22 protein-coding genes and 1 pseudogene are annotated in these 24,816 nt (G+C 57.5%); 7 read left to right on the forward strand and 16 right to left on the reverse strand.

Going from position 1 to position 24,816, the window contains the following annotated elements; all coding sequences use genetic code 11:
• Window positions 1–2: 2 nt before the first annotated feature.
• The gene (gene shc / locus JWR17_RS19795; protein ID WP_299833986.1) at window positions 3–1,967 is read right to left on the reverse strand and encodes a squalene--hopene cyclase; all 1,965 of its coding nucleotides are present in this window, start codon (window positions 1,965–1,967) and stop codon (window positions 3–5) included.
• Entirely contained in the window at window positions 1,964–3,133 is a 1,170-nt protein-coding gene (locus JWR17_RS19800; protein ID WP_299833988.1) for a phytoene/squalene synthase family protein, read from the reverse strand. Before JWR17_RS19800 ends, shc begins: the two co-directional genes overlap by 4 nt.
• 342 nt (window positions 3,134–3,475) lie before the next feature.
• Here JWR17_RS19800 and hpnA point away from each other — a divergent pair, with 342 nt between their 5' ends.
• Entirely contained in the window at window positions 3,476–4,450 is a 975-nt protein-coding gene (hpnA, locus tag JWR17_RS19805) for a hopanoid-associated sugar epimerase (protein ID WP_299833990.1), read from the forward strand.
• A gap of 68 nt (window positions 4,451–4,518) precedes the next feature.
• On the opposite strand, the gene JWR17_RS19810 is transcribed toward hpnA, so the two are convergent.
• The 4 genes from JWR17_RS19810 to hpnI form a co-directional block, all read right to left on the reverse strand.
• Window positions 4,519–5,505, reverse strand: a complete 987-nt coding sequence (locus tag JWR17_RS19810) for a flippase-like domain-containing protein (protein ID WP_299833992.1) — start codon at window positions 5,503–5,505, stop codon at window positions 4,519–4,521.
• On the reverse strand, window positions 5,502–6,329 hold the full coding sequence (hpnK, locus tag JWR17_RS19815; RefSeq protein WP_299833994.1) for a hopanoid biosynthesis-associated protein HpnK: 828 nt from the start codon (window positions 6,327–6,329) through the stop codon (window positions 5,502–5,504). Before hpnK ends, JWR17_RS19810 begins: the two co-directional genes overlap by 4 nt.
• Window positions 6,330–6,333: 4 nt before the next feature.
• Window positions 6,334–7,761 carry a hopanoid biosynthesis associated radical SAM protein HpnJ gene (gene hpnJ / locus JWR17_RS19820; RefSeq protein WP_299833996.1) on the reverse strand — a complete coding sequence of 476 codons (1,428 nt, stop codon included), beginning with the start codon at window positions 7,759–7,761 and terminating at the stop codon, window positions 6,334–6,336.
• Window positions 7,762–7,829: 68 nt separating this feature from the next.
• A complete protein-coding gene (gene hpnI / locus JWR17_RS19825) occupies window positions 7,830–9,011 on the reverse strand; it encodes a bacteriohopanetetrol glucosamine biosynthesis glycosyltransferase HpnI (RefSeq protein ID WP_299833998.1) in 1,182 nt (393 codons plus the stop codon).
• A gap of 153 nt (window positions 9,012–9,164) precedes the next feature.
• Between hpnI and idi the strand changes: the two genes are divergently transcribed.
• The 4 genes from idi to dxs all read left to right on the forward strand — a co-directional run bounded on the left by idi (window position 9,165) and on the right by dxs (window position 13,858).
• On the forward strand, window positions 9,165–9,758 hold the full coding sequence (idi, locus tag JWR17_RS19830) for an isopentenyl-diphosphate Delta-isomerase (protein ID WP_299834000.1): 594 nt from the start codon (window positions 9,165–9,167) through the stop codon (window positions 9,756–9,758).
• Between the two features lie 147 nt (window positions 9,759–9,905).
• Entirely contained in the window at window positions 9,906–11,033 is a 1,128-nt protein-coding gene (gene hpnH, locus JWR17_RS19835; protein ID WP_299834003.1) for an adenosyl-hopene transferase HpnH, read from the forward strand.
• Complete coding sequence (locus JWR17_RS19840; RefSeq protein WP_299834005.1) at window positions 11,030–11,917, forward strand: farnesyl diphosphate synthase; 888 nt, start codon at window positions 11,030–11,032, stop codon at window positions 11,915–11,917. Before hpnH ends, JWR17_RS19840 begins: the two co-directional genes overlap by 4 nt.
• 48 nt (window positions 11,918–11,965) lie before the next feature.
• Window positions 11,966–13,858 carry a 1-deoxy-D-xylulose-5-phosphate synthase gene (gene dxs, locus JWR17_RS19845; protein WP_299834006.1) on the forward strand — a complete coding sequence of 631 codons (1,893 nt, stop codon included), beginning with the start codon at window positions 11,966–11,968 and terminating at the stop codon, window positions 13,856–13,858.
• Window positions 13,859–13,891: 33 nt separating this feature from the next.
• Here the strand turns inward: dxs and JWR17_RS19850 are convergent, their stop codons facing one another.
• From JWR17_RS19850 to JWR17_RS19870, 5 genes and pseudogenes are all read right to left on the reverse strand, one after another.
• Window positions 13,892–14,188, reverse strand: a complete 297-nt coding sequence (locus JWR17_RS19850; RefSeq protein ID WP_299834009.1) for a LysR family transcriptional regulator — start codon at window positions 14,186–14,188, stop codon at window positions 13,892–13,894.
• A 186-nt stretch (window positions 14,189–14,374) separates the two neighbouring features.
• Window positions 14,375–14,455: pseudogene (locus JWR17_RS19855) on the reverse strand (hypothetical protein); the annotation flags it as partial.
• Window positions 14,456–14,598: 143 nt separating this feature from the next.
• A complete protein-coding gene (locus JWR17_RS19860) occupies window positions 14,599–15,825 on the reverse strand; it encodes an MFS transporter (RefSeq protein ID WP_299834010.1) in 1,227 nt (408 codons plus the stop codon).
• 183 nt (window positions 15,826–16,008) lie between these two features.
• The gene (locus JWR17_RS19865; RefSeq protein ID WP_299834013.1) at window positions 16,009–16,935 is read right to left on the reverse strand and encodes a Gfo/Idh/MocA family oxidoreductase; all 927 of its coding nucleotides are present in this window, start codon (window positions 16,933–16,935) and stop codon (window positions 16,009–16,011) included.
• A gap of 180 nt (window positions 16,936–17,115) precedes the next feature.
• Complete coding sequence (locus tag JWR17_RS19870; protein WP_299834072.1) at window positions 17,116–18,108, reverse strand: NAD(P)-dependent alcohol dehydrogenase; 993 nt, start codon at window positions 18,106–18,108, stop codon at window positions 17,116–17,118.
• A gap of 177 nt (window positions 18,109–18,285) precedes the next feature.
• On the opposite strand from JWR17_RS19870, the gene JWR17_RS19875 reads away from it, so the two are divergent.
• Window positions 18,286–18,834, forward strand: coding sequence for a TetR/AcrR family transcriptional regulator (locus JWR17_RS19875; RefSeq protein ID WP_299834015.1), 549 nt, complete (start codon window positions 18,286–18,288; stop codon window positions 18,832–18,834).
• A gap of 297 nt (window positions 18,835–19,131) precedes the next feature.
• Here JWR17_RS19875 and JWR17_RS19880 read toward each other — a convergent pair whose 3' ends face one another.
• The 5 genes from JWR17_RS19880 to JWR17_RS19900 are packed head-to-tail and all read right to left on the reverse strand — an operon-like array spanning window position 19,132 to window position 23,590.
• The gene (locus JWR17_RS19880; RefSeq protein WP_299834017.1) at window positions 19,132–19,872 is read right to left on the reverse strand and encodes an amino acid ABC transporter ATP-binding protein; all 741 of its coding nucleotides are present in this window, start codon (window positions 19,870–19,872) and stop codon (window positions 19,132–19,134) included.
• Entirely contained in the window at window positions 19,869–21,371 is a 1,503-nt protein-coding gene (gene argH, locus JWR17_RS19885; protein ID WP_299834019.1) for an argininosuccinate lyase, read from the reverse strand. The genes JWR17_RS19880 and argH overlap by 4 nt, the downstream gene beginning before the upstream one ends.
• Window positions 21,372–21,382: 11 nt before the next feature.
• Window positions 21,383–22,060 (reverse strand): amino acid ABC transporter permease, encoded by a 678-nt coding sequence (locus JWR17_RS19890; RefSeq protein WP_299834021.1) that lies wholly within the window; start codon window positions 22,058–22,060, stop codon window positions 21,383–21,385.
• Window positions 22,061–22,067: 7 nt separating this feature from the next.
• Entirely contained in the window at window positions 22,068–22,730 is a 663-nt protein-coding gene (locus JWR17_RS19895) for an amino acid ABC transporter permease (protein ID WP_299834023.1), read from the reverse strand.
• A gap of 14 nt (window positions 22,731–22,744) precedes the next feature.
• Window positions 22,745–23,590 carry a transporter substrate-binding domain-containing protein gene (locus tag JWR17_RS19900; protein WP_299834024.1) on the reverse strand — a complete coding sequence of 282 codons (846 nt, stop codon included), beginning with the start codon at window positions 23,588–23,590 and terminating at the stop codon, window positions 22,745–22,747.
• Between the two features lie 216 nt (window positions 23,591–23,806).
• Here JWR17_RS19900 and JWR17_RS19905 point away from each other — a divergent pair, with 216 nt between their 5' ends.
• Window positions 23,807–24,709 carry a LysR substrate-binding domain-containing protein gene (locus tag JWR17_RS19905; RefSeq protein ID WP_299834026.1) on the forward strand — a complete coding sequence of 301 codons (903 nt, stop codon included), beginning with the start codon at window positions 23,807–23,809 and terminating at the stop codon, window positions 24,707–24,709.
• The last annotated feature ends 107 nt before the right edge of the window (window positions 24,710–24,816 follow it).

The following is a 24,816-nucleotide window of genomic DNA, read 5'->3' on the forward strand; positions in this document are numbered from 1 at the left end:
GGTCACGACCTTGACGAGCGCAACAGGTACCGAAAACGAGCCAGCGCGTACAGTGGAAAGTACGCCGCGTAACCATGGTATTTGAGGTAATAAACCCGAGGAAACCCAGGCGCATTGTGCGACGGATGTGACCAAAGCCCATCCGTTTGCTGGTGGTTAATCAAAAAATCCACACCGCGACGTACTGAGTCGGACTCGACCTCGCCCATGATCAGTTGGGCCAACACCGCCCACGCGGTGGTATGCGGCGTGCTGACCCCGCCGTTGGTGCCTGCCAACGCCGGGTCAAGGTAGCTGTCGTTCGTCTCGCCCCAGCCGCCGTCGTCGTGCTGTTTTGCGCGCAGCCAGTCCAGTGACTTGCGCAGGTAAGGCTGTTGGACATCTTCCCCTGCCAGCACCAATCCCGACAGCGCGCTCCAGGTTCCATAGATGTAATTGCTGCCCCACCGCCCCCACCAACTGCCATCGGTCTCTTGGCTGGTCCGCAGATAATCGACGCACCGCTGCTGGGCGGCATGGTCTTTGTCCCGCCCCAATATCCCCAGGCAGGCGGCCACTCTTCCCGAAACGTCTGCCGTCGGTGGATCAAGCAACGCCCCGTGATCGGCAAAGGGGATGGCGTTCAAATAGTAAGAGGTGTTGTCAGCATCAAAGGCCGCAAAGCCTCCGTTTTTTGATTGCAACGCGAGCATCCAATCGGCAGCGCGATCCGTGTTGAGACGGTGGAGCCCCGGCTGTTCGCGACGTCGATCCACGGCATGCAATAGCGCCGCAACCAGCGCCGTGTCGTCGATGTCAGGGTAATAGGCATTGGCATATTGAAAGGCCCAGCCACCCGGCGCGGCCCAAGGCGCCCGCGCTGCCCAGTCGCCGGCGCTGTGCAATTCCTGACGCTGCACCAGCCATTCGCAGGCACGGGTAATCGCAACGTCGGTCTGTCCATCGTCGCCACTGTGGATTAAGGCCATGGCACCCCAGCCGGTATCCCACACCGGGGAGACGCAGGGCTGGCAATAGGCCGACCCGTCGTCGCGGTGGATTACCAGCTTTTGAATTGAACGCAGGCACGTCTGCCGCGCCGGATGATTCGCTGGATAGCCCAACAACGTCATGGCCTCGTAGCTGTTGACCATCGGCGGAAAAATGGCGCCGACACCGTCCTCTCCGTTCATGCGCGGCAGGATCCAGGCTTCGGCCTTGCGAATTGCGCGGCGACGAAGCGATCTGGGCATCCACCGGTCAAGCCCACGGCACAGTGTGTCGACGCCTAGGAACAGCCTGTTTAAAACGCCGCCCTTCAGGAAATAATCCCGCTCCAGTTCTGGCGGGGTGACAAACAATTCGCGGATATCGACGCCTTTTGGATTGACCGCTTTAGCCTTGAGCGAACAAAGAATAGTCAAGGGCACCAGCGTGGTTCGAGCCCAGTAGGATATTTTTTCGATATGGATGGGTGCCCAACGCGGCAAAAGCATGATCTCGACTGGCATATACGGGACGGCCCGCCAAGGTACTTGCTGGAACATCGCCAGCAAGATCCGGGTAAAAACATTACTTTTGGCTGCCCCTCCCAACCCCAGCACCGCCTCACGCGCCTGGCACATATGCGGCGCATTTATATCTTCGCCGGCGATCTTGAGGGCGTAATACGCCTTCACCGTGCCCGAGATATCCATGGCGCCATCCACGTATTGCGACCAGCCACCATGGCCGTCTACCACCTGAACGGCGCGCAAGTAGCGCAGCATTTTGGCCTGTAATGCTTCGTCGATCTCATCGGTGAAGTGCATCATCAGGATGTATTCGGCAGTGATCGTGCAGTCGGATTCCAGTTCGAAACACCAATGGCCATCGGCACGTTGTCGCGCCAGGAGTGCATCCCGTGCACGTTGGATGGCGTGATCCAACTGTGCGTTCGAGTTGCCCTCGGCCACGCCAGGGGCAACGGATGACGAGCGCTCCATCATGGCTGCACATCGTCGGTGCCGGTGGCGCCGCGCCCTGTTGAGTCGGTGCAATAGGGCACTGCACTTTTAGGCCACATCAGCGATGACTGAGGTGAGGCGATCCATTCTGCGGACAACGGCGTCAGTGGCAGACTGTGCGCAGCTTTTTCAAACAACCAACGCAGAGCCGTGTTGGACTTTTCACTCAACCGGGTGAACGAGATAGTAAACGCCACGGCCCTATGGGAAATCTTGACTTGATCCCCTGCGCGAAAATCCAGGTGCTGCTGCAACTTACGCAGCGTCATGACTGCCAGGCCAATGTTCCACAAGCAAAACCGCCGAAACCCCGAGTGCCTGACAGGGATCATCAGCGTGTAATCCAGCGCCAGCCGCAGGTGCGCATGGGCAACACCGATCAGCTCCGACATTGCCCCCGCGTAGTTGTCGCCCTGCAGGCCTGCCTGTAACCCCGACAGGTCGACGTCATAGCGGGCGAACACATCCTGCGGCAGCCAGCAAACGCCGTGGCTGTAATCTTCCCACTGGTCTTTGAGCACGTTGGTCATCTGCAACCCTTGGCCGAAAGAAACCGCCAGCGGCATCAGCGCCGCGCGCTGGCTGGCCAATTTCGGATCAAAGTCGATGAGTAACTCAGTCAACATTTCACCCACCACCCCCGCCACGCAGTAGCAATAGCAATCCATGTCACGAAGCGTTTGCAGCCCCTGCCGACCGACCCTGCGCTGAAAATCGAACATGCCCTGGGACATGATCTTCAGGCAGTTGTTGATCGCTGTCCGTTGGGTGGTTTTCAAGCTGTGGGTGACCTGCAACACCCGCGGCAGTTGCCGTACCAAGTCGCGCTCGGCCGGGGACGTGGCGCTGGAAAACAGCGGTGCCAGCTCAACCGAGAAACGTTGCGGGTCACTTCGGCCCATGACGGCATCAATGAATGCATTCTCGTAGTGGCGCTTTTGCTCGATAGAAAAAGCCGGTTCGTCCTCGATGGTGTCGGCGACTCGGCACAACAAATAGGCATTGGTTACCGCCCGGCGCAATGGCGGCGGCAACTGGGGAATGGTGAGCGCAAAGGTTCTGGACACTTTGGGCAGTATGAGGTTTTGGTAAGCGTCCGAGTCGCTCAAGGGAACGTTTATTGTAGGTTTCGATTCCAACATTGACATGCAGTAGCCTTCCTCTTTCAAGAGCCAGGTGCGGTCAGAGGAGAACGCTTTGGCGACTCGCTCAGCTCGCGTTTCATCGAAAGATCCCTATCGCCGAGCGCGGACTGCATGCGGTAATACACGGCGGCCAGTGGGCGAAAAACCGACTACCTTCATCCTTCTGGTAGCGCATATACCCGGTCTGGATTGCTTGTTGAAATGAATAATAGTTGAGAAAATCTGGCTCAGATTAACTCATCGCGTTTAGAAGCATCTGTACGCCTGCACAGTGGACGATTCAGCACTCGCTGATATGGACCCGTCCCTACCGGTAAATAGTTCAAGAATATTGACGGTGAAAACGTGAAAATATTGGTAACGGGAGCCACCGGCTTCGTTGGCTCGGCGGTGGTGCGACGCTTGCTGCGCGACGACCATTACGTGCGGGTCCTGGTGCGGGCGAACTCCGACCGGCGCAATCTGCAAGATCTCGCGGTGCAGATCGTCGAAGGCGACCTCACTCAGGCGTCATCGTTGCAGCATGCGTGTGACGGTTGTGACGCGCTGTTCCACGTCGCGGCGGATTATCGACTGTGGGCGCCAATACCCGAGCAACTTTATCAGACCAATGTCGACGGAACGCGAGCCCTGTTAGCCGCCGCCAGACAAGTCGGTGTGCCTCGTATTGTCTACACCAGCAGCGTCGCAACCTTGGGTCTTCCGGGTGATGGCCGTCCCGGTGACGAAGACACGCCTGTCGCATTGGGTGACATGGTCGGGCATTACAAGCGCTCCAAGTTTCTCGCCGAAGCACTGGTGAAAGAATTCGCCGACGAGGGTCTGCCGGTGGTGATCGTCAATCCATCAACCCCCATCGGCCCCCACGACATCAAACCCACCCCCACCGGCCGGATTGTCCGTGATGCGATCGCTGGCCGGCTGCCCGCCTACGTCGATACGGGCCTAAATGTAGTGCATGTGGACGACGTCGCCGAGGGGCATTGGTTGGCGTTTCAGCTGGGCGTGGTGGGCGAGCGCTATGTCCTTGGCGGGCAAAACCTCAGCTTGCGCGATGTGCTGTTCCAGATCGCCGAGATTGCCGGGCGCTCACCACCCCGCTGGCGATTGCCACACGCGGTGGTTATGCCCGTGGCCCATTTGGCCGAAGCCTGGGCACGCTTGACCGGAACTCGGCCAATTGCCACCGTTGAAGAAATCAGGATGTCAAAAAAGAAAATGTTTTTCAGCAGCGCCAAGGCAGAGCGTGACCTTGGCTATATGCCCCGCCCTGCTCGCTTAGCCCTGGAGGACGCGGTCAAATGGTTCAGCCAACGCTAAGCGTTACGCCTGCGTTGATACCTCTGTAGCCCATTTTGTCCAACTATTTGGGGGCAGTTCATTAGGTTTTAAACCAACCGCAACGTTCGCTGCCTCATCTCCACCCATTGCCAGGAGATCAGCGCGGGCACGCCAAACCCCACCTCGCGCAGGCGTTTTACCAGGGACAGCGCAAGGCTGGCGTCGGCGGGTAAGCCGATCAGGCCGCCGAACAGGATCATGCCGCCTTCCTGAACGCCCAGGCCCGCCGGTACGATGAAGATGATATTACGCAGCGCCTGTGTTACCGCCTCCAGGGCGATGGCCTGACCGATGCTCACCGAGTACCCGAGCATTTTTAGCCCAAACCAGGTTTCGAGGGTGCCCAGCAGAAACCCGCCAAGCTGCCAGGCACCTGCACCGAGCAGGCGTAACGGCTGCGCGCTCAGCGCCCGAATATCCTGGTCCAGGCGCGACCCATTGATTAGCTCGGTTAACCGTGTCTGCCCACCCATTATTTTTTCGGCGACCCGCTCTACGCGCGAAAACACCTGACCGTGGCGCAGCAACAACAACAGTCCAATCGGCAGCGGCAGGCTGGCCACCAAGGCGATCAGCACCGAGTCCAACGCGTTTACCTCATGGGTCAGCACGATCAGCAAACCGATGCCCAACGCAGTGAACACGTATTGATTGATCAGGGTCAGCAGCACTTCGATGATTACGCTGGCGGCTGCCGCAGCAGCGTCGATGCCGCGCTGTTTGACCAGGCGGATGCCAACAATTTCCCCGCCGATGTTAGCCACCGGCAGTAACCGGCTGCAGGCTTCGCGAACCGTCGCAATCCAAAACAGCACCCACACCCCAGCACGATGTTCAGGGTCGCGAGGGGCCAGCAACAAGCGCCAGCCCAAGACGTCGAGCAGTAACGGCAGCGCGTGCAGTGGCAACAGCCAAAGCAGCGCCCAACCGGCATGATTGAAAGTCTCAACAATTGCTGCGCGGTCTTGATGCATCACAATCAGGATGATCGCCGCCAGCCCCAGTAGACCGGCCAGATAAGTGAGGTATTTCATGGCCCGGCCGCCGGATCGCTGAAACCATTGCACAGCCGATAGCGGACTGCGATGACGCTGCGGACCTTGGGCGATAGCAAGGCTGCCAGTTCGTCGGTATGACGATAATTGGTCATGCTCTCGCTCCATCCGTCATGCACGGCTGGGTGCAAATACAGTTCCGACAGGCCATCAGGCAATTGCCGCAGCAAGCGCAACAACATGCCTTCATCCATGCCGCCGCTGTGGCGCACGCCAAACACATAGTCGTTATGGACAACCCCGGCGCGTTTCAACCGCCAACGCATCAGACTCAGCCAGGGCCGCAACCATGGGCCCATGTCTGGATCGTTAGGTAGCCGCACCGCGCGCAAACCAAACTCACGGCCGATGGAAAGTAACAGCGACAACACGGTCGGGTGCAAATGGAAATGTTTATGCGCGTTGACGTGATCCAGCTTCAGGCCAGTGGCCGCGAAGGCTTCGAACTGCGCACGAATTTCCGCGCCCAATTGTCGTCGCACCCGCGGTAGAAAAAAGAACCGGAAGCCGTTACGCACCATGGCGCCGTTGAATTCGCCCCGTGCGTCCAGCAGATCGGGGATCTGCGCTGCGGGCAGCATCGGCTTGCCGTCGGTCAAGACCAGGTGCAAGCCAACCGCCAGACGAGGAAAGCGTCGCGCACGTTCCACGGCATCGGCCGCTGCAGGGGCTGCAACCATTAAGCTGGCGGTACTCAAAACGCCCTCGCAATAGGCGCGCTCCACGGCCTCGTTAACCGCGACGTGCAGGCCGAAGTCGTCCGCGGTGACAATCAGCCGTGGCTGCAGTGGCCGGGTTTGCACCGCATCAGGCCTCGTGCTCGCGCAAGAATCGGAAGAATTCCACCCCTTCGCGCAGGCGGCGCTTGGTCATCTCCCAGCTACCGAGCATTTCCCTGACGATCTCCCAGATTTTAGAAGGGCGGAAGTAGAAACTTCGGTAGAACGTTTCGATACCGTGAAAAATATCTTCCCGGGACAGGTGCGGGTAGCTGATCAATGCCAATTGCACACCTTTGTCGTTCACCAGGTTGATGTCACGGTTAGGCTGTAGCCAGCCGTTTTCCACGGCCTGTTTGTACATCAAGGTGCCAGGGTACGGTGCTGCCAACGAAACCTGGATGGTGTGGGGATTGATTTCCTTGGCGAAGGCGATGGTCTTGGCGATGGTCTCCCGGGTCTCGCCAGGCAGGCCGAGGATAAAGGTTCCGTGTACCTGAATGCCCAATTTGCGACAGTTCTCGGTGAACGTCCGGGCGATGTCGGTGCGCAGGCCTTTTTTGATGTTGTGCAGGATCTGATCATCACCAGACTCGTAACCCACCAACAGCAAGCGCAAACCATTATCTTTCATGATTTGCAACGATTCGTAGGGTACGTTGGCCTTGGCGTTACAGCTCCAGGTCCAGCCGAGGGCGTGCAGTCCACGGGCAATGTCGTGCACCCGGTCCATCTGAGAACTGTCGGTAAAGGTGTCGTCGTCGAACATCAGCTCCTTGACCTCGGGCATGTTCTCCTTGATCCACTTCGCCTCGGCAATGACGTTGGCGGCCGAGCGTACGCGGTAACGGTGGCCACCGACGGTTTGCGGCCACAGGCAAAAAGTGCACTTGGAACGGCAACCACGGCCCGTATAGATCGACACGTAGGGATGCTTGAGATAGCCAATGAAATAACGGTCGATCTTCAGGTCCCGTTGATAAACCGGTGCCACAAAAGGCAACTCGTCCATGTTCTCGATTATTTCCCGAGGCGGATTATGTTGCACCTTGCCGTCAGCCAATTTGTAACTGATACCTTTGACGTCCCTGAACGGCCGGCCTTCCGCGATCTCCTTGCAGGTGAAGTCAAATTCCTCCCGCGCGACAAAGTCGATTGCCCAAGAGGCAGTCAGCGAATCCGTGGGGTCGACCGCCACTTTGGCACCTACCATGCCGACCAGAATGTCGGGGCGGCGCGCTTTCAACAGTTCAGCGAATTTGGCATCAGTGGGGAACGAAGGTGTGCTGGTATGGATGATGACCAGTGCGTATTCCGCGGCGATTTTCAACGAATCTTCCACTGACAACTCTTCGACCGGAGCGTCCAGCAGCCGCGAACCAGGCACCAGTGCGGCGGGCTGGGCCAACCATGTCGGGTACCAAAAACTTTTGATTTCACGCTTGGCCTGATAACGGGAGCCCGCCCCGCCGTCGAACCCATCGAAAGACGGTGCTTGCAGAAAGAGCGTTTTCATAGCGGTTCTAGCTCCAGCGACCTTGAGGCCTACATGTGCTAATAACTGACCAACGCACCACAATTGTCCTACGGGTGGTGTGTGGGCCCGTTTGTGTTTCCGGGCAACGTATTTGCGTGCAGAGACTGCCCACGCCATTTCACTTGCCATCCGGCGAGGGCCGCAGCCCATTCCGACAACAACAGCACATCGCGCAACGGCGTCAGTGCCAAGGTAAACCATCGTGCTTTGTTGCGTTGGCCTTCGCGAACGGTAAAAAACCGTAGAGCTCGCGCGCTGATCGCAACCGCCGCAATCGCGACGTTGAACATTGAAGGCGCCAGCATCAGCCCTAACAAGCACACTGGCCAGGTAAAACAGACGAAACTCATTAAAAAGCCTTTGGGTGCAATGGCCCGAATGGTCCGCAACCAGCGCAACTCATGTTCCCATAATTCAGTCAGACCGCGTTCGTTCACGTCAGTGCCAACCCATAAATCCGACAGCACGGTACGCAACCCGGCGTCTCGCGTCAGCGCTCCCAACCAGTAATCATCGGCCAGGGTATCGCGCAATAGTTCCAATCCGCCGACGGCCAGCAATGCGTCACGGCGCAGCGCGATAGTCGAGCCAAAGGCAAACCGGGTAGAACCAAACGCGTGGGCCAGACGCACTGAAGGCCCAAACCAGTCGTCGATAAACAGGCAGCCCATACGCGACCAAAATCCGCTACGCGGTACGCCGTAGTACAGGCAGGTGACGATGCCAACGCTTGGATCTGCGAGCGGCCAGGTCACCCGTGATAAATAGTCTTCGGTCACGCTGATATCGCTGTCGGCCAGCACTAGCCAAGAGTGCCGGGCCAGCGGCAGCATGTTCAGCAGGTTGCTGACCTTGAGATTGGTGCCATGCACGCGCGGGTCGATTACCAGATCAATGAGCAGGTCGGGAAATTCCGCACGGAGCTTTTCCACGACGGCAATGGCTGGATCCTCAGGGTCGCGCACGCCGAATATCACTTGGTAACTGGGGTACGCCTGCTGGCAGCAACCGCGCAGATTTTCGTATAGACCTGGTTCAGCACCGTGCAGCGGTTTGAGTAGCGTCACCGGCGATCCGGGTTCGCCGACGGAAGGTTGCGCGCCCCTGAGCGTACGAAAACCCTTGATCCAAACAGCGCCAAGGGAAACGACTGCGAAGCCTGCAGCACCCCCGGTCAATAAGGTGCCTAGCCAAAATACGCAGGTGCTGACCAACGAAAATTTCACCATGAAAGGTATCAACTTTATGAGTCTCAATGATTGAACATAGACCCATCAAGGCCGGCTCGCTGTCCGTTCCGCGTACAATGTTCATTGAACCAATTGCATCGCTTAGATTCTCCACTACAGTGCAGTCATGTGGGATCCGGGAGGAAGTTGATCTTGAATAATCATGAATCAGACGATCAAACAGAGCGCTATTCGAGCAGCGTTGTGTCTTTTAATGATGAACTGTTGGTGCTGGTAGACCTGAACGACAAGGAGATCGGTTTTCTCGACAAGGCGTCCGCGCATGTAGGTCAGGGTGTGCTTCACAGGGCATTTTCATTGCTGGTATTTAATGACCGGGGTGAACTGTTATTGCAACGACGTGCGGCGGGTAAACGTCTTTGGCCAGGCTATTGGTCTAACACGTGTTGCAGTCATCCGCGCCGTGGCGAGTCGCTTGATCAGGCCATTGAACGCCGGCTAAACGAAGAGTTAGGCATGAAGTCTTCTGCGCAGTTTTTGTTCAAATTCAAATACCAGGCTCAATTCGATGCCGAAGGCGCCGAGCATGAGTTGTGTTGGGTCTATGCCGGGCGCAGTGACGACACACCCATTCTTAACCTCAACGAGGTGTCAGCGTTACGCTATATATCGCCGCCCGACCTCGACATTGAAATTGCAGAACAACCCCACTTATTCACCCCGTGGTTCAAGACCGAATGGCAACGTTTGCGTCGGGAACACAGCGGGCTGTTCGAAACGCTTTAAGCGGTTAGAGACACTAACAATTGCTGATTCGCTCGCCTATGCGTAGGCGGCATGTGGTGGACCAGACGAAGTGGCCAGCTGTACGGCTCCCGACAACTTCTCGCACTGTGCCAACGGCACAGGGCAGGCAGATAAAACGGAGGCCCCTTGGGCATTCCTCTTATTCAACAGGTCAAGATTGCAGGGTACATCCTTCGCAAAAAGCTGAGCGGTCAACACCGCTATCCGCTGGCGATGATGTTGGAACCGCTGTTTCAGTGCAATCTGGCCTGCGCGGGTTGCGGCAAAATTGACCATCCCAAAGACATCTTGCGCAGCAGAATGAGCGTCGAAGATGCCTTGCGTGCTGTAGACGAATGCGGCGCACCGGTGGTGTCTATTCCCGGCGGCGAGCCGCTGATTCACAAAGAAATGCCGCAGATCGTGCAGGGCATCATCGCCCGCAAAAAATTCGTTTACCTGTGCACCAACGCGATCTTGCTGGCCAGGCACATTGACGACTACACGCCGTCGCCCTACTTCACCTGGTCCATCCACCTGGACGGTCTGCAGCAGCGGCACGATGAGTCGGTGTGCATGGACGGCGTGTTTGCCAAGGCCGTCGAGGCCATTAAACTGGCGCTGTCACGCAACTATCGCGTGACCATCAACTGCACCCTGTTCAATCAGGAGCCACCCGATGACATCGCAGACTTCTTCGATTACGCCCTCTCCCTGGGAATAGAAGGCATCACCGTCTCGCCCGGCTACAGCTACCAACACGCCCCGCGCCAGGATGTATTTCTAGGGCGAACCGAGAGCAAAACCTTGTTCCGTGAAGTATTCAAGCGCGGCAAGGAACGCAACAGCAAGTGGGTCTTCAATCAGTCATCGATGTTTCTGGATTTTCTGGCGGGAAATCAGCGCTACCAGTGCACGCCATGGTCCAACCCGACGTACAACATTTTTGGCTGGCAGAAGCCCTGCTATCTGTTAGTAGACGAAGGCTACGCGCCGAGCTACCAAGCACTAATGGACGATACCCCGTGGGAAAATTACGGTGTCGGTATCAACCCCAAGTGCGATAACTGCATGGCTCACTGCGGCTTCGAAGGCAGTGCGGTCAACGACACCTTTGCCCACCCGCTCAAAGCCCTGCGTGTGGCTTTATTCGGGCCACGGACGGACGGGGCGATGGTCGAAGATTTGCCGGTGCTTTATAGCCGTGTCGATGCACGGGCCGCACAGATCCCCGTGCTCATGCTTCCTGAACAAGAGCGTGGTGAGGGGACATGATTCTGACCTACCAAAAACAATGCCAGGCGCGGGTTAACGCGACCCTGGAGTCTGCCTTGCAAACGCCATCCGAGGCGCTGCATCGACTCTATCAAGCGATGCGCTACAGCGTACTCAACGGAGGCAAACGGGTGCGGCCCCTGTTGGTTTATGCAGCGTGCGAAACGTTGCAAGGCATGCCCGAACAAGCTGACGGGGCCGCCTGCGCAGTAGAGCTGATCCATGCTTATTCGCTGGTTCACGATGACCTGCCAGCAATGGACGACGACGACCTGCGTCGCGGCCAGCCGACCACCCACAAAGCATTTGACGAGGCCAGTGCGATTCTTGCCGGAGATGGTTTGCAAGCGTTGGCCTTCGAAGTGCTTGCCGACGCGCGCTTCACTCCACAACATGCTGAGCTGCGTCTGCAGATGGTGCGTATTTTGGCTCATGCCGCAGGGCCGGCCGGCATGGTCGGCGGTCAAGCCATTGACCTTGCAGCGGTGGGGCAGCCGCTCACGCAGCATGAATTGGAAACCATGGACCGCCACAAGACCGGTGCGTTGATCGAAGCCAGCGTACAACTGGGTGCTCTCGCCAGCGGCCACGCCGATGAAGTTTCGTTGCAGGCTTTGCGGGCTTACGCACGGGCAGTCGGTCTGGCCTTTCAGGTTCAGGACGATATTCTTGATATCGAAAGCGACACCGCCACCCTCGGCAAGCGCCAAGGTGCAGATGTCGCTCATGACAAACCGACCTATCCCGCCCTGCTCGGCCTTGATGCGGCCAAGGCCTACGCACGCACCCTGTGTGATCAGGCCATCGACGCTTTACATCCATTCAGCGATTGCGCCGAACCGTTGCGTGAGCTTGCCCTCTACACCATTGAGCGACGCCATTAAATATTTCACGGCGTCACCAATGGGCTTTGCCCGCACGAGGATCTTTCAATGTCCAAGACATTCCACGAGATTCCCCCTATGCGCCCCGCTACCCCGACATTGGATCGCGCTGCGAGCCCGGCCCAATTGCGCATGCTCCGTGAGTCCGAATTGGAGGAGCTGGTGGATGAATTACGTCAGGAACTGCTTTATTTCGTTGGCCAGACGGGGGGCCATTTCGGCGCCGGCCTGGGCGTAATCGAGCTGTCTGTCGCCCTGCACTATGTGTTCAACACGCCTGACGATCGCTTGGTGTGGGACGTAGGTCATCAGGCGTATCCGCACAAAATCCTTACCGGGCGCAGAGAGCGGATGCACACCATGCGCCAAAAAGATGGAATAGCTGCCTTCCCGCGTCGTGCTGAAAGCGAGTACGACACCTTTGGCGTCGGGCACTCCAGCACGTCCATCAGCGCCGCCTTGGGCATGGCTATCGCTGCACGACTCAAGGGCGATGTGCGCAAACTCATTGCGGTCATTGGTGATGGCGCGCTGACCGCCGGCATGGCGTTCGAAGCGCTTAACCATGGTGCGGACTTACAGGCCGATATGTTGGTTATCCTCAACGACAACGACATGTCCATCTCCAACAACGTCGGCGGCCTGTCCAATTATTTGGCAAAGGTGCTGTCCAGTCGTACCTACGCCGACCTGCGAGAGGACGGTAAAAGTATTCTTTCGCGCCTGCCGGGCGCGTGGGAAATAGCACGCCGCACCGAGCAAATCGCCAAGGACATTTTGGTCCCAGGTAGTGTTTTCGAAGAATTGGGCTGGAATTACATAGGTCCCATCGATGGCCATGACCTGCCAGCGCTGTTGGACAATTTACGCAAACTAAGCGAACTTCGAGGCCCGCAATTTCTGCATGTCATCACCCGCAAAGGCAAGGGCTACTCCCCTGCCGAGGCTGACCCCATCAGCTATCACGCGGTCACTAAGCGTGAATGCGTCCAGGGTCAGCAACCGCCAAAGAAGCCGTGTGGTCCGAAATATTCGGCTGTATTTGGTCAGTGGCTGTGCGACATGGCGGCCATCGATCCGCGTCTGACCGGCATTACCCCGGCCATGAAAGAAGGCTCGGACTTAATCGCCTTCAGCGCACGCTATCCGCAACGCTATTTCGACGTGGCCATTGCCGAGCAACATGCCGTTACCCTCGCCGCCGGGATGGCGTGTGCGGGTATGAAGCCGGTGGTGGCGATCTATTCGACTTTTCTTCAGCGGGCCTACGATCAGTTGATACATGATGTCGCGTTGCAGAACCTCGATGTGCTGTTTGCAATCGACCGCGCCGGGCTGGTTGGCGAAGACGGTCCGACCCATGCGGGTAGCTTTGACCTGTCTTATCTGAGCTGTATTCCTAATATGCTGATCATGGCACCCAGCGACGAAAACGAGCTACGGCGCATGCTTAGCACGGGGTACGCTTATCCGGGTCCGGCGGCGGTGCGTTATCCCCGTGGCAGCGGGCCCAACGCAACAATCGAGCCTGGCCTTGAGCCCTTCGATATCGGTAAAGGAGTGGTGCGCCGCAGCGGTAAGCATGTCGCATTGCTGGTGTTCGGTGCGCAACTGCCGGAGGCCCTGCAGGTCGCTGAAGCATTAGATGCCACGGTGGTCGACATGCGCTTCGTTAAACCATTGGACAGTGAGTTGATCCGTGAAATGGCCAACACTCACGAGCTGCTGGTGACGGTCGAGGAAAATAGCATTCAGGGCGGTGCAGGTAGCGCAGTGGCGCTTTTTCTCGCCAACGAAAATCGGGTAATGCCAATGCTGCACCTGGGTTTACCAGATCGCTATGTGGAACCAGCGAAACCAGCAGAGATGCTCGCCGAATGCGGACTCGACGCCGCAGGCATAGCAGCTGCGGTGCGTCGACGTCTTGCGTTGATTCGCTGAATCAGCGCTGGTACGAGCTGAACGTGAATTCAGTCAGGAAAATCCGTGGGGCATTTCACCGCTGATGACCGCGCCAATAATGCTCATGGCTGGCAACAGCGCAGTGGCGATCTCAATCGCTTTATTTGTGGGGCGCATCCCCCTTCCCTCGCGCAAAAAGAGTGGATCATCAAAACATTGACGCAACCGTACCAGCGACCCACTGACCGCAGGCTGCCGGACATTCAGATATTTAGCGGCTTTAGAGACGCTTTCTTCGCGAAACATGACCATGAAAACCACTAATAAATTGAGGTCGATACCTGCAAATTTGTGCTCGTCGATATTCATAACTGAACCCCGAAAGGCTAAAGAAAATTGAACATGATGGCCGGTATTTGCCGGCATATTTAAATCTGTGGAGATCGATAGGCTGCTACGCATATTACACGTGACAGCCCGCGACCGGATCAGTTATTTCGCAGCAACGGCCTCTGGCTGGGCATTCCAGCCACCACCCAATGCTTTGTAAATGGCGGCAGCCGCCGCCGAGGAACCGATCTGCGAACCACGGGCCGCGGTGTAACCGAGGAAACCGGTGAGGCTGACCCGGGGGAAGTGAGGGGATTCTGTCGGACGCGCGTAGATGGGACGAATTGAACAGCTCGAAGATCGTGGAGGCGGAACCGAGTTCATTCGGCAAGCAGGCAGCGCGGTCTGCCTGAGACCCCTTCGCCAACACATTGGCGGCTACGGATGCGTCAATCAAACGCCGTCAACGGCCGCCGCAGCGGACGCAATACCATCATTGCCACCGCGCAGGCTGCCATCAACGCAAAGGTGCCGATAAATACCATGCGCATACCGAAATGGCCGCCCAGGTATCCGCCGGTCAAGGGCCCGAGCACTTGGCCAACATATTGACTCGACGTGGAATAGCCCAACATCCGGCCTGCGATGCTCTCGGGCACCGAGTGCCGGATAATTGCGGCGATGCAGGGCAACAGCCCACCCAATGCAAGTCCCATGAGGAACCGCAACACCACCAGTTGCCACTCGTTAGTAACGAAAGCCTGGGGAATCAGCAGCACTGCGGCCACCGACAGGCACACAGTAACCACGCGCCAGTGCCCTACCCGATCCGCGAATTTCCCTAGCCGTGAAGCCGAAATAATGCTGCCCAGGGCCGCCGCTGACATGACAACGCCAGCCATCAGGGTCAGGCTTTCAGTATGCAGCTCCATCAAATAGACGGTGATGATCGGCTCGATGGACATGGTCGCGAACATGACCAGGCAGGCCACCACGAACATGATTTTTACGGGTCGCTTGTCTTCGATCAGATCCCAGGGGCGAATAGTCACTTCGCCCTCTTTAACCACCTTACGCGGCGCGCGAGGAGCTTCTTTCAGGAAAAATGTAGTGGCAAGAAAAGTCACGAAAATCACCGCGCCTGCCAGGAAAAAGGTGTTGCGGATACCAATCAGCGGCGGCAATAAACCGCCAACCAACGGTCCGACCAGGCTGCCGGCCATGATCCCTGAAGACAGCATGCCCAGCGCCCACCCCGAGCGTGCCTTAGGGGTTTGCGTGGCCACCAGAATGGTCGCGCCTGAGGCATACCCGCCGAGTAACCCGGCGAGTAATCGCAGCAACACCAATTGCCAGACGTTCTCCGCCAAGCCGATCAGTGACATGGCCACCGCCATCCCCAGGCTTGCCCGGATCAGCATCAGTTTACGACCGTAACGGTCACCCAAACGTCCCCACAACGGAGCGGTAAATGCCGCAGAAAGAAACGTAGCGCCGAACGCCGCGCCTGACCATTGCACCACAGCGGCGGGATCGCTCACGCCTAGATGCTCGACATACAAAGGTAGAAATGGCAGTAACAAAGTCATTGCGATGATGGTTGTAAACGAGCCGAACACGCACACCACAAGGTTGCGCTGCCAATGCTGTTCGGTGGGATTCAATTCCGCTGACATGCCAATCATCCAGAGAAGGGGGATCAGGACACGCTACAGCGTTAGTTTTAATAAATAAAATTCATGTTTTTTATGCAATGGATTCCAGATAGGAATATTGGGCCCCTTATCTAACAGCAAGCCCAAAATGACCCCACGATAGTTCGCTGGCAACGACGCTATTTGATCTGCCGAACGCTGCGATCAGTCGTAAAACGGCGCTACTAACTCACGGCTGCCGAGGAAAAAGCTATCAGCTACCAGACGCAACGGCTGTAGGTCCAGGTCGCTGGTTTTGTTTTTGATCAGGCTTTCAAAGTGCCGGTAAACCACTGTGTACTCGCCTTCCTCAGCCACCGGCTGGGCGACGCCGTCGATAGTGAGCAACGCGCCGCCGCTGTCCAGGCGCAAAGTACCCTCTTCGCAACGAACCTCGATACTCCACAGCTCATCCTGACCGTGATCGAAGTCGAACTCGGCGCGAATCGGCAGATGATTTGCATCGAAAAGGTTCAACGACGCAGCAATCGGCGACTGACAATTGCTCGGCACACGTAACGTTGCGGTCTCGACAAACAGCGGCAATGGCAGCAAATGGGTAACGATGGACAGCGCGTTGATACCCGGATCGAAAACACCCAGGCCACCCGGTTGCCAGATCCAGGCCTGGCCGGGATGCCATTTACGCACGTCTTCCTTCCAGTCAATCTGCACCGACAGCACCGTACGGCTCGCCAGCCATTGGCGGGCGGGTTCAACACCGGGGGCAAACCGTGAATGCCAGGCAAACAAACCACTCACGCCTTGCGCACTGGCCTGGTCGACCAATGCCATGGCCTCGCCGAGGGTGGCGCACGGCGGTTTTTCCACCAATACGTGTTTGCCCGCCGCCAGGGCCGCGCGTACTAATGCGTAACGCCCTTGAGGCGGCGTGCAAAAAGCGATGGCGTCCAGTTCGGGGCATTGCTGCAGCATCACGTCCAATGAACTGAAATTATCCACCCCAGGGCACGCTTGCCCAAGGCTGGCAACTGCTACCAGTTGAAACGCCGAATTGGCGAGAATCGCTGGTACGTGCTGATCCTGGGCTATTTTGCCGTACCCCACCAAACCGAGACGAATCGGCTGCATGTGTAACTCCTGATTTTTGTAGTTCTGATTAAGTCATTCAAATCGATGCAGCAACCTAGACGGAAATCGTTTGGTAAACAACTGGCTCAGGCATATGAATCTACAGACTGCTGGCGAACGGAACGGTGAAGACCTTGTACCAAAAGCGGTTTCCAAGGCCCACACCCCCTTGAACGTTAGTTAGACTCCCCGCGCCATGTCCACCACAAACCGGTAGTGCACATCGCCTTTCTCCAACCGGGCAAACGCCTCGTTGATGTCGCCCATGGCGATCACTTCCACGTCGGCAACTATCTTGTGTTCTGCGCAGAACGCCAGCATCTCGTGGGTGTCGGCCGTGCCTCCCGAGCCGGAACTGGCAATACTGCGTCTGCCCATGGCCAGCAACACGGGGTTGAAATCGAACTGATCGGGGATACCCAACGAACAGAGGGTCGCGTCGATTTTCAGCGCTAAAAGAAATGGGTCCATGGGGTAACGCTTGGAAACCGTGTCCAGGATGAAGTCGAAGCGAAATGCCTGGGCGGCCATTTGCTCTGGGTCGGTGGACAGCACCACTTCGTGGGCACCCAACTGCAACGCCAACTCGGCCTTTTTCGGCGAGGTGGTAAATGCAACCACATGGGCGCCCATGGCCCTGGCGAACTTCACCGCCAAATGCCCAAGCCCGCCGATCCCGATAATACCCACGGTCTTGCCCGGACCGACATTCCAGTGGCGCAACGGCGAATAAGTAGTAACGCCTGCACACAACAGTGGCGCGGCGGCGGCCGGGTCCAGCCCTTCAGGCAGGTGATACACGAAGTGCTCGTCGGCCACGTACTGATCTGAATAGCCACCGCGGGTACGCGTGCCGTCGACTCGATCTATGCCATCAAAGGTGGTAGTCGGAAACTCGCGGCAATAGATTTCCTGATTAGCCTTGCATTGCTCGCAGTGGCGGCACGAGTCGACGATGGTGCCGATCATTACCTTATCGCCAATTTTAAACCGCGAAACCTCGGCACCCACCTCGGTCACTTCACCGACAATTTCATGCCCTGGCACCAGCGGAAACTCCTGACCCCATTCGTTCATCGAATGGATATCGGAGTGGCAAACGCCACTGAATAAAATCTTTACCGCCACGTCTTTGGGCCGTGGCGCTCGGCGTTCAAACGACCAGGGCACCATGGGCCCGCCGCGTTGCAACGCCGCATACGCTTTGGTGGTTCTAATGCCGCTACCGCTTACAGGAACATTGCTCATTGCCTTCCCCTTCGTCATGACTTTACACTTCACTGAATATGTAAAGACATTAACACCTTTACACTTATCGTCAACTGTAAGTTTTTCGGGCAGCGGCACATTATGCAAACCAAGGAAGACCGGATCATCGAGGCGTCGTTTCAACTGTTTTTGCGCCACGGTTATCGAAAAGTCAGCATGAGTGACGTGGCTGAAGCGGCACACATGTCGCGCCCTTCCCTGTACGCTTCGTTTGCGAATAAAGAGGCGATATTTGCTGCATTGGTCCGTCGTCAGTGCGTACTTAACCTGGCTGAAACCAAGGCACGCCTGCATCAGGTCAGCGGGCTGCACGAGCGCCTGAGTTGCGTGTTCGACATCTGGCTGATCGAGCCGGTCGCCTCCGTTATTGATTCGGAAAACGCCACCGAACTGCTGGCCAACTGCGCAGCATTCGCACCCCAGGCCCTGGCCGAACTGTATGAGCAGATGGAGGCGCAGCTGTTCGCGGTACTGTCGGACGGCGTAAGCGATGACCAGGCATCGGTCGCTCGGGACACCGCAAAAATCCTGCGGCTGGCCAGCGACGGCATCAAAGCCTCGACGGAAAACCTGCCAGAATTGCGGCGCTTGGTGCAGGGCTTGATTGCGATGGCGGTTGCAGCGTTGTGATTGTGTTTTGGAAATATCCGCGGCGCCTGCTCGCCAACACGTTGGCTCTTATCGAACAACGGCTAACTTATTGACTTAAAAATAATCTGTAGGATTTGCCGAAGGCTGCGATTCGACCGGGAACCGGTCGCCCTTGGAAACCGCTGAAGGAGTGCCGGTCGCCCGCGACCTCGGCCTATCGCAGCCTTCACAGGTTTTGTGTTTGCTGTGCGACAGCGCGGCGTCGGAGACGTGGCGCAATCTCCTACAGGGGTTTGTGAGCCATTGCAGTTCCGTAGGCCCCAGGACCTTCCTGGTTTACCGCAAGACACTGGTCAGAAATTGCCGCGTACGTTGATGCTGGGGCGCCGAGAACAGTTCGGCTGGCGGAGCGACTTCGACAATGCGGCCGCCGTCGAAGAACACCACACGGTCCGCGACCTCTCGGGCGAAGCCCATTTCGTGAGTGACCACAATCATGGTCATGCCTTCGCTGGCGAGCTCCTTGATGACCTTGAGCACCTCGCCTACGGTTTCCGGGTCTAACGCTGAGGTAGGTTCATCGAACAACAACAAACGTGGGCGCATGGCCAGCGCGCGGACAATGGCAACGCGTTGCTGCTGACCGCCTGATAATTCAGCAGGATAGCCATTGGCTTTATGCTTCAAGCCAACCCGATCAAGCAGCGCCAGCGCATTGCTGTGAGCGTCCGCCTTGGACATGCGTTTGAGTTTGATCGGCGCCAGGGTCATGTTCGCCAATATGGTCATGTGTGGAAACAAGGTGTAGTCCTGAAACACCATGCCCACCTCTTCGCGCAACTTCCCCAGCGCTCTGCGATCACCGGCGCGGGTAGCGGCGCCGTTACCGATGACCACCGTCCCCGCCGAGGGTTCTTCGAGGCTGTTCAGGCAGCGAATAAAGGTCGATTTTCCGGAGCCGCTGGGGCCAATAATCACCAGCACCTCGCCTTCTTCAACGTCGAGGTCCACGTTTTTAACCACTTCGTTTTCGCCGAAGCGTTTGTGCAGTCCGCGCACGGTCAGGATTGTGCTCATAGGCCAGCCTGCGCACGTGTAGCGGCTTGCAGCCGATCATGGGCGGCGGCGAAACGATCTCGGCGCGCCTGATTCAGCCCCCGCTCGGCGGTCAACCGCGCAGCAGCTCGGGTCAAACTGGGCAGCAACGATGACAACGCCGGCCCCCCTGCGGACGAACGCGCCTGCACGTTGGCCGCCGGGTCGAGGCATTCACGCACGCTCTCGGCAGACAGCTTCAGGGCATGACCCAGTTGCTCGATCGCGCATACATCGACCATTGCCGAGTCGATCTGGTTGGCCCGTAATCCCGCGTCCATGGCCATCCGTACCACCGCACCGACAACATGGTGCGCCTCACGAAAGGACAGGTCGGCTTCACGTACGATCAGGTCCGCCAGACCGGTCGCGGTGGAGAAATCTTCACTGGCACGGCGTGCCGCCAGAGGGGCATTTGGTGTCGCGGTACGCAGCACCAAATCCAGTAGTTTCAAGCAGCGCAAGGACTCTTCGGCCGCTTCCCAAAAACCACGCGTGCCTTCCCGGTTTGCGTCGCCGGTGTGGGAAAAATTGCTGCCCTTGATAGTGATGCTCGCCCCCATCAACAGGCCAACGATGTGCCCGGTGCGGCCTTTGAGGTATTCGAGCACGGTGGGATTTTTCTTTTGCGGCATGATGCTGGACGTCGCTGCAACGCTGTCGGGAAAGTCGATCAGACTGAACTCAAGGGTACTCCAGACGAAATAATCCTGGGCGACCCGGCTCCAGAATACCGAGAGCAAACTCAGGTGCGACAGGCTTTCGAGAATGAAATCCCGGGAACCCACAGCGTCCAGCGCATTGTCCAAATAGCCGTCAAAACCCAGCAATTCTGCGGTACGCGCACGATCGATACCAAACGGCGTACCGGCAAAAGCTGCAGCGCCTAATGGGCTTTGATTCATTCCATCGAGGGTTTGCGTCAAACGTCGGCAATCGCGCTCCAGCGCTTGCTCCACGGCGGATAGATAGTACCCGTAAGTAATCGGCTGTGCTGGTTGCAAGTGGGTGTAACCGGGCATCACCACGTCGGCATAGGACAGGGCATTGCTTAACGCCGTTTGCCGGACCTGATGCAGCGCATCGATCAAGTTCAACAACACTTCTCGGCAACGCAGCCGGTCCAGCGTTGCGAGAATGTCGTTGCGGCTGCGGCCGGTGTGCAGGCGACCGCCAATGTCGGTGCCGATTTGCTCGATCAGATGCGCTTCGTAGTTAAAGTATGCATCCTCCCGCGAAGGGTCCAGGGTCACAACGCCTGGGCCTGCGGCTTCCATGTCCAGCACGCCCTTGGCAAGGGCCGCAGCATGTTCGCTGCGGATCAGGCCTTGCTCGGCCAGCATGACGATGTGGGCTTTATTGACGTTCCCCAAGTTCACAAATCCATCGGCGAAGCCTTCAAGGCGTGGGCGATAGATGTACTCGTTGACTTCCGCAGCGGTGGTTTCCTTCAAGCGGCGACTGACTTTGGATTCTTGCATGCTGAAACCCCTTAACGGTTTGGACGCATCGCCGGGCGACCCAGGCGACGTTCTAAATAACGGCTGAGCCAACTCAGCGACGAACAAATGACGAAGTACACCAGCAGGACCATGCTGTAGACGGTGAACGCCGGGCTGACCCCGCTCATGACGGTCGTGCGCTCAATGATGATTTGACCGACCTTGAGGAACTCTCCCACACCGACCAATGCCCCGAGGGACGTGGCTTGCACGAGCATGGTCAACAGGCCCGTGTACGCTGGAAGAATGGCGCGCATGGATTGCGGCGCGATCACGTACAGGTAGATTTGCCATGGCCGCAGGCCCAGGGCCCAGGCGCTTTTCCATTGATGGCGCGCAACTGACTCAAGCCCGCCGCGAACGATTTCGATGCCATTGGCACTGCCCCATAACGTCAGGCCCGTGGTCACCGCCGCGAACGGGCTAAGGTCCAGCCCCAACATCGGTGCACCGAAGAAAATAAAGAACACGTTAACGATCAACGGTATTGACCGAAACAGCTCCACATAGCCATGGATCGTCCAGAACAACAGCCGGTTACGCAGCGTTGCCAACACCCCGAATACCGCCGAAATCAGCGTAGTAAAGAGCAGGATGACCAACGCCAGGCGCAGGGTCATCCACAAGCCTTTTAAGACGAAACCCCAGTTTTCGATCAGGAAATTCATCCGTGCCTCACTGCTGGAAAGGTCGTTGCAAGTGCGCCGACAAGCGCCCGGTCAGCAGCGACAAAATCGCCACCAACGTCAGGTACATCACGCAAATCGCACTGAACATTTCAATGGCTCGGAAATCGGTGGCAATACGGTCCACCGCGACGAAGGTCAATTCGGCCAGGCCTATGGCTTGCAGGTAGGACGAGTTCTTCAACAATGAAATCGCCGTATTCAGCACGGACGGCAGGCTGGTCCGAAAAGCGATGGGCAGTGCCACCAGGCGAAAATATTGGCTCGGCTTGAGGCTTAATGCCTCGCTCGCTTCACGCAACCCATGTTCGACCGTAGCCAATCCGCCGCGAATATTTTCAACCTGGTATGCCCCGGCCCATAACGACATGCACAGCACTCCAGACCAGAACAGCGACAACTCCATCCCCACCGCGGGCAAGCCGTAGAAGATGAAAAACAACTGCACCAGGATCGGTGTGTTGCGAATCAGCTCTACGTAACCCACAACGAGTTGCGACAGCACCGGAACCTTTAACGCCCGCGCTGCGCCGCCAAGGACCCCGATCACCAGCGATGCCCCAATGGCCAGCAACGAAACCCGCAGCGTCATCAACATGCCATCGAACAACGCCGGCCATTGTGCCCATAGATAATTGAGGTCGAAATCCATGCCCAGGCGCCCGATCAGAGTGCTTCGACAGGTTTGGCCTGCTCGAAAACACTGAAGTAATAGCTGCGAATATTCTCGGGCACATATTGCTCAACCCAGCCGTGGAACAGCTTTTCTTCGTGCATGCGGGCGATGGCGGCGCTCAAGTAGTCGCGCCATTGCTCTTCATTTTTGCGCACACCAATAGCTGCGTCGGAAATTTGGAATGGCTCGCCCAACAAGCGCGAATCGGGATCGTTCGCGACCACGACCACCAGCGTTGCGGCATCGTGGGTGTAGGCATCGGCGCGGCCTTGGCGAAAGGTTTGCAGGGCATCGGCGGCGCTGTTCATGCGCAAGGTTTTAACGTCCGGCATATGGTCTTCAAACCACTTGGCTTGTACCGAGCCCTTCAAGGTGGCCAAGGTTTTGCCTTTCAGGTCGGCTATGGTTTTGATCTCGCTGTTTTTCGCCACGGCAACGTCACTGGCACCCCACCGATACGGTACGGTGAAGTCGATGACCCGCTGCCGTTCCGGGGTGACACCCAGGGTCGCGATGAGAAAATCCACCTTGCGCCCTAACAGTTGCGGCACACGATTTTCCGCAGTGACACAGGTAAACGTCACCTTGTCTTTGGAACCCAATGCCCACTCGGCCACCTTGCGCGACATCTCGACTTCAATGCCGGCAAATTCGCCGTTATTGTCTTGATAGCCATACGGTGGTTGATCGCATCGCACGCCGGCACGCAGCTGTCCGGCTTGTTTGATTTGGTCTGGGACAGCGGGAAGCTCGGTGGCATAAACCGGTGACAGGGCTGCCATGGATAGGCAGGAGATTACGACGGCACGGCTTAGGGAGTTGAACGATAACGACATAATGCCTCCTGGTAACCACACACGGACTCTGCCAACTGGCAAAGTCACGTAACGAATTCGAGGGCAGAACTGAAAAGAATGCAGCGGTAGCAAGTGATGCCGACGTCGCGCTTTCCTCTGTGGGAGTTGACGTGTCGGGATCAGTTATAAAGCCTCTGGCTCATGTCAACAAATGACAATACAGTAGACGCCCATACCAATTTGATATGCCTAGCCATGAACTTCAAGCAAGTCGAAGCGTTCCGAGCGGTAATGTTGAGCGGCTCGATGACCGCCGCGGCGGAGTCGCTGCATACCTCGCAACCCAACATCAGTCGGCTTATCGCACAGCTGGAACGCAGCAGCGGCTTCAAGTTATTCGAACGTGTCGCCGGGCGATTGTTGCCCACCGATGAAGGGGCAGCGTTGTTCGCTGACGTCGAGCGGGCCTTTATCGGTCTGCAGAGCCTGCAACACTCCGCGCACAACATTCGGCGCGCTGGCACCGGCAGGCTGCGCATCGCGGCAGTACCGTCGTTGTCGCTGACGGTCTTGCCCCGAGTGATCCAACGGTTTCGCCAGCAAAATCCTGATGTGGCGATTTCAATCCATACCAATGAGTCGCCCATGGTTGCGCATTGGACTGCCTCGCACTTCTGCGACCTCGGCCTGGCTTCCTACATCGGCGATCAAACCCCAGGCGTTCGGCCGGAACTGATGTGTGACGTTCCTGGGGTCTGTGTGTTTGCTAAAGGGCACAGGCTGGCGGCATTGACCGCGATTGGCCCCGAGGATTTGAAGGACGAAGAGTTTGTGTCTTTGATACATGACGACGGCACACGGGCGCGCATTGATCGTGTATTCGCCGAGCCCAGGGACCAACGCAAGTTGAATGTCGAAACGCCCTTCGCAGCGACTATCTGTTCGTTGGTGGCACTGGGGTTGGGGGTCAGCATCGTTAATCCAATGGTTGCACTTGAATACATGCACATGGGTATCGAGATACGTCCGTTTCGGCCGCAAATCAGCTTTCCGACCTACCTGTTATTGCCCTCCGATCGCCCGCAGACACTGCTGGCCCAGCGGTTTGGAGTGCTGATTAATCAGATGCTGGGCGAGGCCACCAAGGATTGGCAGTAGGAGATATGACAGTACGAGAGCCCGCCCCCGTATTCGACGCTGCGCTGTCGTGCAGCAAACACGAAACCTGGAGCTGCCGAAGGCTGTGATAGGTCGGGTCGAGGTAA

The organism is Pseudomonas sp. (genome assembly GCF_028293835.1).
Classification (GTDB): Bacteria; Pseudomonadota; Gammaproteobacteria; order Pseudomonadales; family Pseudomonadaceae; genus Aquipseudomonas.